This window comes from Pseudomonas sp. PGPPP4 (assembly GCF_002256045.1).
GTDB lineage: Bacteria > Pseudomonadota > Gammaproteobacteria > Pseudomonadales > Pseudomonadaceae > Chryseomonas > Chryseomonas oryzihabitans.
The window spans coordinates 345,954-357,805 of sequence record NZ_NKID01000004.1; the positions used below are offsets into that span (position 1 = coordinate 345,954).

Sequence of the window (11,852 nt, forward strand, 5' to 3'; positions counted from 1 at the left end):
ACCCTGCCTCCCCCGGAGTGCGAAACAAGCGGCGGACCGGGACATTTCCCCGCGCTCGGGGGGTCATGTATGCTTGGCGGCTCGATCAAACGCCTCTGCAGCCCTCGACACGCCCATGCACGAACACTATCAGCCCCGCGAAATAGAAGCCGCCGCCCAGTCCTTCTGGGACCAGAATCTGTCCTTCAAGGCCGTTATGCGCCCGGGCCAGGAGAAGTTCTACTGCCTGTCGATGTTCCCCTACCCCAGCGGCAAGCTGCACATGGGGCACGTGCGCAACTACACCATCGGCGACGTCATCGCCCGCTACCAGCGGATGCTGGGCAAGAACGTCCTGCAGCCCATGGGCTGGGACGCCTTCGGCATGCCCGCGGAAAACGCCGCCATGAAGAACGGCGTGGCCCCCGCCAAGTGGACCTACGAGAACATCGCCTACATGAAGTCCCAGCTGCAGAGCCTGGGTCTGGCGATCGACTGGTCCCGCGAGGTCACCACCTGCAAGCCCGACTACTATCGCTGGGAGCAGTGGCTGTTCACCCAGCTGTTCGAGAAGGGCATCATCTACCGCAAGAACGGCACGGTGAACTGGGACCCGGTGGACCAGACCGTCCTGGCCAACGAGCAGGTCATCGACGGCCGCGGCTGGCGCAGCGGTGCGCTGATCGAGAAGCGCGAGATCCCCATGTATTACTTCCGCATCACCGACTATGCGGAAGAATTGCTGACCTCCCTCGACGGCCTGCCCGGCTGGCCCGAGCAGGTCAAGACCATGCAGCGCAACTGGATCGGCAAGTCCCGCGGCATGGAGGTGCAATTCCCCTATGACCAGGACAGCATCGGCGCCGAAGGCACCCTGAAGGTCTTCACCACCCGTCCCGACACCCTGCTCGGCGCCACCTATGTCGCCGTGGCCGCCGAACACCCGCTGGCTACCCAGGCCGCCCAGGGCAATGCCGAGCTGCAGGCCTTCATCGACGAGTGCAAGCGCGGCGGCGTCGCCGAAGCCGACATCGCCACCCAGGAGAAGAAGGGCCTGGACACCGGCCTGTTCGTCCGCCATCCGCTGACCGACGCCCGCCTGCCGGTATGGGTCGCCAACTATGTGCTGATGCACTACGGCGACGGCGCGGTCATGGCCGTGCCCGGTCACGACGAGCGTGACTTCGAATTCGCCAACAAGTACCAGCTGCCCATCGTCCAGGTGGTGGATACCGCCGAGGCCACCCAGGTGCTGGCCAATCCGGACGACTACAGCCCCGAGGAATACGAGCGCTACCAGTTCGACCCGGTGCAGTGGAAGGACTGGTACGGCAGCAAGGAAGGCTTCCTGATCAATTCCGGTGCCTACGACAACCTCGCCTACGACGCCGCCTTCGACGCCATCGGCGCCGATCTGCAGGCCAAGGGCCTGGGCCAGCCGCGCACCCAGTTCCGCCTGCGCGACTGGGGCATCAGCCGCCAGCGCTACTGGGGCTGCCCGATCCCCATCATCCACGGTGACGACGGCGTCGACATCCCGGTGCCGGCCGACCTGCTGCCGGTGGTGCTGCCTGAGGACGTGGTGCCGGACGGCGCCGGCTCGCCGCTGGCGCGCATGCCGGAATTCTACGAGACCGTCGATCCGCGCAACGGCCAGCCGGCCCGTCGCGAAACCGACACCATGGACACCTTCGTCGAAAGCTCCTGGTACTTCGCCCGCTATGCCTCGCCGAACTTCACCGGCGGCATGCTGGACAAGGAAGAAGCCAACTACTGGTTGCCGGTCGACCAGTACATCGGCGGCATCGAGCACGCCATCCTGCACCTGCTCTACTCGCGCTTCTTCCACAAGCTGATGCGCGACCAGGGCCTGATCGATTCCGACGAGCCCTTCGAGAATCTGCTGACCCAGGGCATGGTGGTGGCCGAGACCTACTACCGCACCAATCCCAACGGCAGCAAGGACTGGTTCAACCCGGCCGATGTCGAGGTGGAACGCGACGCCAAGGCCAAGGTGATCGGGGCGCGCCTGAAGAGCGACGGCCAGCCGGTGGAAATCGGCGGCGTCGAGAAGATGTCCAAGTCGAAGAACAACGGCGTCGATCCCCAGGCGATGATCGACCAGTACGGCGCCGACACCTGCCGCCTGTTCATGATGTTCGCCTCGCCGCCGGACATGAGCCTGGAATGGTCCGACTCCGGCGTCGAGGGCGCGAGCCGCTTCCTGCGCCGCGTCTGGCGTCTGGCCCAGGCCCATGTGAGCCAGGGCCTGCCGAGTGCCGGCGCCCTCGGCGAGCTGTCGCCCGCCCAGAAGGACGTCCGCCGTGCCATCCACCTGGCCATCCGCCAGGCCAGCCAGGATATCGGTCAGCATCACAAGTTCAACACCGCCATCGCCGCGGTCATGACCCTGATGAACGTGCTGGAAAAGGCCGCCCAGGACAGCGACACCGATCGCCGTCTGCTGCAGGAGGGCCTGGAGGCCGTCACCCTGCTGCTGGCGCCCATCACCCCGCACATCGCCCACGGTCTCTGGCAGCAACTGGGCCACAGCGACGCGGTCATCGACGCCCGCTGGCCGCAGGTGGACGAGAGCGCCCTGGTGCAGGACAGCCTGCAGATCGTCATCCAGGTGAACGGCAAGCTGCGCGGCCAGATCGAAGTACCGGCCGACGCCAGCCGCGAGGCCATCGAGGCCGCCGCCCGCGCCAACGAGAACGTGGCACGCTTCACCGAGGGTCTGACCATCCGCAAGGTCGTCGTGGTCCCGGGTAAACTGGTCAACATCGTCGCCAACTAAGACACGCGAACGGAGCAGACAACAGATGAAGAAACGGATTCTCCCCGGCCTTGCGGTAGTCGGCCTGGCGACCCTGCTGACCGCCTGCGGCTTCCAGCTGCGTGGCACCGGCGAAACCCGCCTGAGCCTCACCGAGCTGAACCTGACGGCGCGCGACGCCTATGGTCAGACCGTCAAGGACGTCCGCGACATGCTGGACGATGCCCATGTGCGGGTCACCTCGGGCGCGCCCTACACCCTGGACCTGGGCGGCGAAGCCCAGAGCGAGCGCACCGCCAGCTACACCAGCGGCGCCCGCAGTGCCGAGGTCGAGCTGACCACCCGTCAGCCCTATACCATCATCGGCAAGAACCAGGCGGTGCTGGTCAGCGACTACCTGGAAACCCAGCGCTACTACGTGACCGACCAGAACAACATCGTCGGTTCCGAACAGCAGAAGGACCAACTGCGCCGCGAGATGCGTCGCGAGCTGGTGCAACAGCTGGCGGCCCGCCTGCAGGCCGTGACCCCGGAGCGCCTGGAGAAGCTGCAGCGCGACGCCGATGCGCGCGCTGCCGCCAAGGCCGAAGCCGATCGCCGCGCCCGCGAGTCCGCCCCGCCGCAGCAGTCGCCGATCGACATCCCCACCCCCGCGCGCTAAGCGCCGCATCCGGAGCCGCAAGGCTCCGGTTTGCCATTCCGGTTCAGCATGAAACTCAACGCCAACCAGCTCGGCAAGCAGCTCCAGGGCTCGCTGGCCGCCGTCTATGCCGTCAGCGGCGACGAGCCGCTGCTCTGCCAGGAAGCCAGCGATGCCATTCGCGGCGCGGCCCGCGCCCAGGGCTTCGACGAGCGCGAGGTCTTCGACGTGGATGCCGGTTTCGACTGGGGTCGCCTCTATGAGGCCGGCGCCAGCCTCTCGCTGTTCGCCCAGAAGCGCATCCTCGAATTGCGCCTGCCCACCGGCAAGCCGGGCGACAAGGGCTCGGCCGCCCTGCTCGACTACCTGGCTCGCCCCGCCGAAGACACCCTGCTGCTGATCAGCCTGCCGCGCCTGGATGCCGCCGCCCAGAAGACCAAGTGGGCCAAGGCCCTGCTGGAGCACCCGCAGGCGCAATTCGTGCAGATCTGGCCGGTGGAGCTGGCGCAGCTGCCGCAGTGGATCAACCAGCGCCTGTCGCGCCTGGGACTGGCCGCCACCCCCGAGGCGGTCGACCTGATCGCCGAACGGGTGGAAGGCAATCTGCTGGCCGCGGCCCAGGAGATCGAAAAGCTCCGCCTGCTCATCGAAGGCTCTCAGGTGGATGCCGAGACCGTGCGCGCCTCGGTGGCCGACAGTGCCCGCTACGACGTCTTCGGCCTGCTGGACGCCGCCCTGGCCGGCGATGCGGAACATGCCCTGCGCATCCTCGAAGGCCTGCGCGGCGAAGGCGTGGAAGCCGCCGTGGTGCTCTGGGCCCTGGCCCGGGAACTGCGGCTGCTGGCCAACCTCGCCCATCTGCAGGAAAGCGGTACGCCGCTGGAACGCGCCTTCACCCAGGTCAAGCCGCCGGTGTGGGACAAGCGGCGCCCGCTGGTCAGTCGCGCCCTGCAGCGCCAGGGCGCGCGCCGCCTGGAAGCCCTGCTGCGCGAAGCCCAGGTCGCCGACGAACAGATCAAGGGCCAGGCACCCGGCGAGGTCTGGCTGACCCTCGCCAGCCTGGCGCTGACGCTCGCCGGCAAGCGGCTGGCCCTGCCCAGGTCCTGACGCTCGCCGGCACTTGTAATGCCCGGCCCTTGCAATAGACTGGCGCGCCCCCATCAAGGGGGAGTCCCCAACCCCCGGAGCACGCATCATGGCCAAGAAATACAGCCGCGGCCCCAACAAGGCCAAGATCCTCGTCAGCGATCCCCGTTATCGCGCTCGACAGGAAAAGCCCGCCAAGGGCAAAGGCAGCTACCGCCGCGAAGCCTTCTCGTTGCAAGACGAGAAGGCTTCGGTCTTTCTGGCCGCCTGAAAGCCGCGTCCAGACGCCAGCACCCGGGCCGTGCTAAGGTGAGTCTTCCTGCCTAGACGTCCGGTGGAGACAGATGCAATTCGGGAAAACCCGCGGATTCAAGACCGGCGGCCTCCTCGCCGGAACCCTGGTCACCCTGCTGACCGCCGCCCTGGCCGCCTGCGCCCAGACTCAGACGACGCCCACTGCGGCGCCCTCTTCACCCTCCTCGTCCAAACCCGCGCCCGCGGCCAATGCCCCCGCCTCGGCGGCCGAGGCCATGCCGCAGCCGGATGAAAGCTTCGAGCAATGGCGCAGTCGCTTTCGCACCCTGGCCCTGGGCCGCGGCATCTCGGCCGCCACCTTCGACCAGGCCTTTGCCGGCGTGCAACCCGATCCAACGGTGATCGCCGCCGATCGCAGCCAGCCGGAATTCACCAAGCCGGTCTGGGAATACCTGGAATCCGCCGTATCGCCGCTGCGGGTGCGCAACGGCAAGAGCCTGCTGATCCAGCAGGCCGGGCTGCTGGCCTCCCTGGAGGCCCGCTATGGCATCGAGCCCGCGCGCCTGGTGGCCTTCTGGGGCATGGAGAGCAACTACGGCAACAACATGGGCAACAAGGGCGTCATCCGCTCCCTGGCCACCCTCGCCTACGAAGGTCGCCGCCCGGACTTCGCCCAGGACCAGCTCATCGCCGCCCTCGGCATCCTGCAGCACGGCGACGTCACCGCCGACCGCATGATCGGCTCCTGGGCCGGCGCCATGGGCCAGACCCAGTTCATCCCCACCACCTACGACCAGTACGCGGTGGACTTCGACGGCGACGGTCGCCGTGACATCTGGGGCTCCACCGCCGATGCCCTGGCCTCCACCGCCAACTACCTCAAGGCCTCCGGCTGGCAGGACGGCAAGCCCTGGGGCTACGAGGTCCGGGTACCGGCCAATTTCGACTACAGCCTGGCCGACATGGGCGTGCGCAAGAGCCTGGCCGAGTGGAACGCCCTAGGCATCCAAGGCCTCGGCCTGCCGCAACCGGCCGCCCAGCCGAGCGACAGCGCCTCGCTGCTGCTGCCCGCCGGTCATCGCGGTCCGGCCTTCCTGGTGTTCAACAACTTCCGCACCATCCTCAAGTACAACAACTCCAGCTCCTATGCCCTGGGCGTGGCGCTGCTCTCGGAGCGCTATCGCGACGCCGGTCAGATCGCCGGCAGCTGGCCCACCGACGACCTGCCGCTCAGTCGCAGCGAGCGTGTGGAGTTGCAACAGCGCCTGGCCGCCCTGGGGCTCGACCCGGGTAGTGCCGACGGCATCATCGGCGCGAACACCCGCAAGGCCATCCGCGCCTACCAGCAGTCCCAGGGCTGGCCCGCCGACGGCTATCCGAACCATCAGTTGCTGGACAAACTACGCGGCTAGGACCCGACGACGCCCCTTATCCATACGCGGCAGGGGGCGTCCGCCGTCAGCCCGGGTGCGCCACCTCCCCCACCAGCGCTTCCAGCAGCGCTGTCGCCGCCGGCGCCAGCTCTGCGAAATCCCGGCAACCCACCACCAGGTCACGACGCGCCCAGGCGTCCTTCAGCGGATGACGAGCCAGCGCCAGGCCCGGCCCTGCGCGAAGCAGACTCGTGGCCGGCAGGATGGCCACGCCCAGGCCACGGGCGACCAGGGCACAGGCCTGGATCGTACTCGGCACCCGGATACGGATCGCCAGCTCCCGGCCCCATTGCGCCGCCTGGGCTTCCACATGTAGCTGCAAGGCATTGCCGCGGGACAGGCCGACAAAGGGCTGCTCGAGCAGATCGGCGAAGTCGACCGCCTCGCCGTCCCCGAGCGTCAGGCGACCCGGCGCCGTGACCAGCACCAGGGGATCCATCCGGAATGGCCGGACCTGCAGCCCTTCCAGTCCCGGCGCCGCAACGAAGATCCCCAGGTCGGCACGCCCCTCACGCAGCGCCAGCACGATACGCGGGCTGGGCAATTCTTCGACGTCCACGTCCACCCGGGGCTGCGCCTGGAGGAAATCGGCCAGGGGCGCATCGAGGTGCTCCATCAGCGCGGCGCCGTTGGCCAGCAGCCGTACCCGCGTGCGGCTGTCCGCCCCTGCGCCCACGAGGTCTTGGTCCATGTCTTCCAGTCGCTGCAGGATCGCCCGGGCATGGCGCTCCAGGGTCAGGCCGGCCGGGGTGGGGCGTACCCCACGCGCGTGGCGGATCAGCAGCGGCGTACCCAGGCTGTCCTCCAGGGCCTTGATGCGGGCACTGGCGGAAGGCAGCGCCAGGTGACTCCGTTCGGCGCCCAGGGTGATGCTGCGCGCCGCCACGACATGGAGAAACAGACGCAGGTCGAGCAGGTCGTAGCGCATCGCCGCAGAGCCTCTGTGCCGACCGTAGGCAGCCTTCGCCAATCCCGGCTTCTCACCTGCGGTCCTGGACGCCATGGTAACCCCTCCACCCGCGGAGACGACCATGACCCTGCTGCTCTGTATCCTGATCTTCGTGCTCGCGGGGCTGACCAAGGGCGTGCTGGGCCTGGGCCTACCCACCGTGGCCATGAGTCTGCTGGCACTGCTGATGACGCCGGCCGAAGCCGCCGCCCTGCTGCTTATTCCCTCGCTGCTCACCAACGTCTGGCAATTCTGCGCCGGTCCCTCGCCCTGGCCGACGTTCAAGCGTCTGTTGCCGCTGCAACTGGCCCTGGTGCCCGGCACCCTGCTCAGCATCCCGCTGCTGACCGGGGGCGATGGCGCCGGACTCGCCGCCGCGCTGGGCGCGGTGCTGGTCGCCTATGGCCTGGTCGGCTGGACAGGCTGGCGCCTGCCCGCGCCTGGTCGTCATGAGGGCAAGGTCGCTCCGCTGGTAGGTTTCGTCACGGGTCTGATCACCGGCATGACCGGGGTCTTCGTGCTGCCGGCAGTGCCCTATCTGCAGAGTCTGGCGCTGGACAAGGAACAGCTGATCGAGGCACTGGGCCTGACCTTCACCGTCGCCACCCTGGCCCTGCTGATGGGCCTCTGGTGGCAGGACGCCCTGGCGGTCGAGCGCCTGGGGGCTTCCAGTCTGCTGCTGCTACCAGCCCTCCTGGGCATGGCGCTGGGCCAGCGCCTGCGCCAGCGTCTCGCTGAACGCCTGTTCCGCCGTCTGTTCTTTGGGGGATTGCTGCTGTTGGGCGCCTACGCCGTCCTGCATTATCTGCTGCGCCTGGGCTATCTTGGCTGAACCCGTCACAGCGCTGTCAGGTCCAGCCGGTGTAGGCTGCACCTTCGACAGGCAGCACGGTCTATGGGCGTAATCTAATGGTCGTCGCGCCGCGCTGCCCATTCAGACCCGGCCTTGTGCCTGACCGCTGTCTCTTTCCGACGTATACAGGACGCTTTCATGACGCTCGCTCCCAATGCAGGACGCCTTCCCGACGAGAACACCCTGACCCACCTGCCGCGCCTGGTGGCGCGCTACTACAGCGATCGCCCCGACCCCAGCGATCCGGGTCAGCAGGTCGCCTTCGGCACCTCCGGGCACCGCGGTTCCTCGCTCAAGGGCAGTTTCAACGAGTGGCACATCCTCGCCATCACCCAGGCCATCTGCGAATACCGCAAGGCCCAGGGCGTCGACGGCCCGCTGTTCATGGGCATGGACACCCACGCGCTGTCCGAACCGGCCTTCATCTCCGCCCTGGAAGTGCTCGCCGCCAACGGCGTGGAAGTTCGTATCGACGCCGGCTGCGCCGAAACCCATGGCGAACCGGGCTATACCCCCACCCCGGCGCTGTCCAACGCCATCCTCGAATACAACGCCGGCCGCAGCTCGGGCCTGGCCGACGGCATCGTCATCACCCCGTCGCACAATCCGCCGGCCGACGGTGGCTTCAAGTACAACCCCACCAATGGCGGCCCGGCCGATACCAACGTCACCAAATGGATTCAGGACCGCGCCAATGCCCTGCTGGTGGCCGGTCTCGACGGCATCAAGCGGATGGACTACCGCCAGGCGCTCAAGGCCGCCACCACCCACAAATTCGATTTCCTCGACAGCTACGTGAGCGGCCTGGGCCAGGTCATCGACCTGGACGCCATCCGCGGCTCCGGCCTGACCTTTGGCGTCGACCCCCTCGGCGGCGCCGGGGTGCACTACTGGCCGCGCATCGCCGAGCGCTATGGCCTGCCGCTGGAGGTGCTGTCGACCCGCGTCGACCAGACCTTCCGCTTCATGCGCCTGGACTGGGACGGCAAGATCCGCATGGACTGCAGCTCGCCCCACGCCATGGCCGGTCTGATCGAGAACAAGGACAGATTCGACGTGTCCTTCGCCTGCGACACCGACCATGACCGCCACGGCATCGTCGCCCGCTCGGTGGGCCTGCTCAATCCCAACCACTACCTGGCGGTGGCCATCGAATACCTCTTTACCCACCGTCCGCAGTGGAGCCAGCAGGCCGGCATCGGCAAGACCCTGGTGTCCTCCTCGATGATCGACCGCGTGGCCCAGGGCATCGGCCGCCAGGTGGTGGAAGTGCCGGTAGGCTTCAAGTGGTTCGTCGACGGCCTGCTGGACGGCAGCCTGGGCTTCGGTGGCGAGGAATCCGCCGGGGCTTCCTTCCTGCGCAAGGCCGGTGGCGCCTGGTCCACCGACAAGGACGGCATCATCCTCGGCCTCTTGGCCGCGGAAATCACCGCCGTGACCGGCAAGGACCCGGGCGAGCGCTACCAGGCCCTGACCGAGCGCTTCGGCGCCCCGGTCTACCAGCGCATCGACGCCGCCGCCGACCGCGAGCAGAAGGCTCGGCTGAGCAAGCTCTCCGCCGCCCAGGTCACCGCCAAGGAGCTGGCCGGCCAGCCGATCACCGCCATCCTCACCGAGGCCCCCGGCAACGGCGCCGCCATCGGTGGCCTCAAGGTGGTCACCGAGAACGGCTGGTTCGCCGCCCGTCCCTCCGGTACCGAGGACGTCTACAAGATCTACGCCGAAAGCTTCGAGGGCGAAGCCCACCTGGGGCGTATCCAGGAAGAAGCCAAGGCGCTGGTGGATGGCGTGCTGCGCGGGTAACGGCGCTCCCCCCTTACCCCAACCCTCTTCCGAAGGGAGAGGGAGCTGGAAGCGGTGAGGCGTTCAAATCCGCAATAGAAAAGGGCAGCCACTGGGCTGCCCTTTTTCATGACGACGCCAGGATCAGTTGATCTTGGTGCCGTGCGCCTGCTGGTCGGCGTGGTAGGACGAACGCACCAGGGGACCGGAGGCGACGTTCTTGAAGCCCATCTTGGCGCCTTCCTCGGCGTACCAGGCGAAGGTATCCGGGTGGACGAAGCGCTGCACCGGCAGGTGGTTGCGCGAGGGCTGCAGGTACTGGCCAAGGGTCAGCATGTCGATCTCGTGCTCGCGCATGCGCTGCATGACCTCGATGACTTCCTCGTCGGTCTCGCCCAGGCCCAGCATCAGGCCGGACTTGGTCGGCACGTGGGGCACGCGCTTCTTGAAGTTCTGCAGCAGGTCCAGCGACCACTCGAAGTCCGAACCCGGGCGCGCGGCCTTGTACAGGCGCGGGACGGTCTCCAGGTTGTGGTTGAAGACATCCGGCGGCTCCTGCTCGGTGATGGCCAGGGCGACGTCCATGCGACCGCGATAGTCCGGCACCAGGGTCTCCAGCTGGATGCCGGGGGTCAGCTTGCGAATCTCGCGCAGGCAGTCGACGAAGTGCTGGGCACCGCCGTCGCGCAGGTCGTCGCGGTCCACCGAGGTGATCACCACGTACTTCAGACCCAGGTCGGCGATGGCCACCGCCAGGTTCTTCGGCTCGTCCACGTCCAGCGGCTTCGGCCGGCCGTGGCCGACGTCGCAGAAGGGGCAGCGACGGGTGCAGATGTCACCCATGATCATGAAGGTGGCGGTGCCACCGGAGAAGCACTCGCCCAGGTTGGGGCAGGACGCCTCTTCGCAGACACTGTGCAGCTTGTGCTTGCGCAGCAGCTGCTTGATGCGCTCGACCTCGGGGGTGACCGGGATGCGCACGCGGATCCAGTCCGGCTTGCGCGGCAGCTCTTCGGTGGGAATGATCTTTACCGGGATGCGCGCGACCTTTTCGGCGCCGCGCAGCTTGACGCCGGCTTCCACCTTGCTGGGGCGGGCGGGCGGGGTAAGGGTCTGGATACTGTCTTGTACTGTAGTGGTCATGTCAATCCGATTCCAGGGTGATCGGTTCGGGGTAGCCCAGGCGCAGACTCAGGTGACGCACCAGAGACTCGCGGACCTCGTCGAAAGCTAGTGGCCCGGTCACCAGATCGCGGAGCTGGGTCATGGCCAGGCCGGCATAACCGCAGGGGTTGATCCGGCGGAAGGGTGCCAGATCCATGTCAACGTTGAGCGCCAGGCCGTGGAAGGACCGGCCATTGCGGATGCGCAGCCCGAGGGAGGCGATCTTGGCGCCGTCCACATAGACACCCGGCGCATCGGCCCGGGCCGCGGCCTGCACGCCCCAGTCGGCGAGCAGCGCGATCAGGCTGTCTTCCATGGCGCTGACCAATTCTCGCACGCCCAGGCCCTTGCGGCGAACATCCAGCAGCACATAGGCGATGAGCTGACCGGGGCCATGGTACGTGACCTGGCCGCCGCGATCGACCTGCACCACCGGAATGTCGCCCACGGCGAGCAGGTGCTCGGGCTTGCCGGCCTGGCCCTGGGTAAAGACCGCGGGGTGCTGCAGCAGCCAGAGTTCGTCGGGAGTGGCCGGGCCGCGCTCATCGGTGAAGCGGCGCATGGCCTCCAGGGTCGCCTCGTAGGGCCTCAGGCCCCAGCGGCGCACGCCCAGGCTGGCCGGGGCGGGAGTGGTCATCAGATCACCATGTGCACGCGGCCAGTGGCGCGCAGGTCCTGGTGGATGGCCTGCAGCTGGTCCACGCCGGTGGCGGTGATGAGCACCTGCACGGAGAGGAAGCGGCCGTTGCGACTGTCGCGGGTCACCAGGGTGCCGCGATCCAGATCCGGGGCGTGGCGCTGGACGGTGTCGAGCACCAGCTCGGCGAAATCGGCACCGGCGTCGCCGATCACCTTGATCGGATAGCGCGGGCAGGGAAATTCGATCTTGGGGGGTTTAACGTCTTCGGTCATGCGGACTTCCAGGCCGAGCT

The 11,852-nt window shown here is 67.7% G+C and carries 11 protein-coding genes; 7 read left to right on the plus strand and 4 right to left on the minus strand.

From position 1 onward, the window contains the following. Nucleotides 1-115 precede the first annotated feature (115 nt). The 5 genes from leuS to CFE50_RS09810 all read left to right on the plus strand — a co-directional run bounded on the left by leuS (nt 116) and on the right by CFE50_RS09810 (nt 6,151). Complete coding sequence (gene leuS, locus CFE50_RS09790) at nt 116-2,779, plus strand: leucine--tRNA ligase (RefSeq protein ID WP_286733088.1); 2,664 nt, start codon at nt 116-118, stop codon at nt 2,777-2,779. A gap of 25 nt (nt 2,780-2,804) precedes the next feature. Beyond that, complete coding sequence (locus CFE50_RS09795) at nt 2,805-3,419, plus strand: LPS-assembly lipoprotein LptE (RefSeq protein WP_007159655.1); 615 nt, start codon at nt 2,805-2,807, stop codon at nt 3,417-3,419. 48 nt (nt 3,420-3,467) lie between these two features. Then, a complete protein-coding gene (gene holA / locus CFE50_RS09800) occupies nt 3,468-4,505 on the plus strand; it encodes a DNA polymerase III subunit delta (protein WP_115945853.1) in 1,038 nt (345 codons plus the stop codon). 88 nt (nt 4,506-4,593) lie between these two features. After that, on the plus strand, nt 4,594-4,755 hold the full coding sequence (arfA, locus tag CFE50_RS09805) for an alternative ribosome rescue factor ArfA (RefSeq protein ID WP_286733092.1): 162 nt from the start codon (nt 4,594-4,596) through the stop codon (nt 4,753-4,755). A gap of 73 nt (nt 4,756-4,828) precedes the next feature. Beyond that, complete coding sequence (locus tag CFE50_RS09810; protein WP_286733094.1) at nt 4,829-6,151, plus strand: lytic murein transglycosylase; 1,323 nt, start codon at nt 4,829-4,831, stop codon at nt 6,149-6,151. Nucleotides 6,152-6,197: 46 nt separating this feature from the next. Here CFE50_RS09810 and CFE50_RS09815 read toward each other — a convergent pair whose 3' ends face one another. Next, nucleotides 6,198-7,100: a LysR family transcriptional regulator gene (locus tag CFE50_RS09815; protein ID WP_286733095.1), complete on the minus strand. Its 903-nt coding sequence runs from the start codon at nt 7,098-7,100 to the stop codon at nt 6,198-6,200. 103 nt (nt 7,101-7,203) lie between these two features. On the opposite strand from CFE50_RS09815, the gene CFE50_RS09820 reads away from it, so the two are divergent. Continuing rightward, nucleotides 7,204-7,953: a sulfite exporter TauE/SafE family protein gene (locus tag CFE50_RS09820; protein ID WP_286733097.1), complete on the plus strand. Its 750-nt coding sequence runs from the start codon at nt 7,204-7,206 to the stop codon at nt 7,951-7,953. Nucleotides 7,954-8,112: 159 nt separating this feature from the next. Next, a complete protein-coding gene (pgm, locus tag CFE50_RS09825; protein WP_241807726.1) occupies nt 8,113-9,777 on the plus strand; it encodes a phosphoglucomutase (alpha-D-glucose-1,6-bisphosphate-dependent) in 1,665 nt (554 codons plus the stop codon). A gap of 123 nt (nt 9,778-9,900) precedes the next feature. Here pgm and lipA read toward each other — a convergent pair whose 3' ends face one another. Genes lipA through CFE50_RS09840 form a run of 3 tightly spaced genes read right to left on the minus strand, consistent with a single transcriptional unit; the run spans nt 9,901 to nt 11,832 of the window. Beyond that, on the minus strand, nt 9,901-10,899 hold the full coding sequence (gene lipA, locus CFE50_RS09830) for a lipoyl synthase (RefSeq protein ID WP_241807727.1): 999 nt from the start codon (nt 10,897-10,899) through the stop codon (nt 9,901-9,903). A gap of 1 nt (nt 10,900) precedes the next feature. Beyond that, the gene (gene lipB / locus CFE50_RS09835; protein ID WP_007159661.1) at nt 10,901-11,557 is read right to left on the minus strand and encodes a lipoyl(octanoyl) transferase LipB; all 657 of its coding nucleotides are present in this window, start codon (nt 11,555-11,557) and stop codon (nt 10,901-10,903) included. Further along, nucleotides 11,557-11,832 carry a DUF493 domain-containing protein gene (locus CFE50_RS09840; RefSeq protein WP_007159662.1) on the minus strand — a complete coding sequence of 92 codons (276 nt, stop codon included), beginning with the start codon at nt 11,830-11,832 and terminating at the stop codon, nt 11,557-11,559. Before CFE50_RS09840 ends, lipB begins: the two co-directional genes overlap by 1 nt. Nucleotides 11,833-11,852 lie beyond the last annotated feature (20 nt).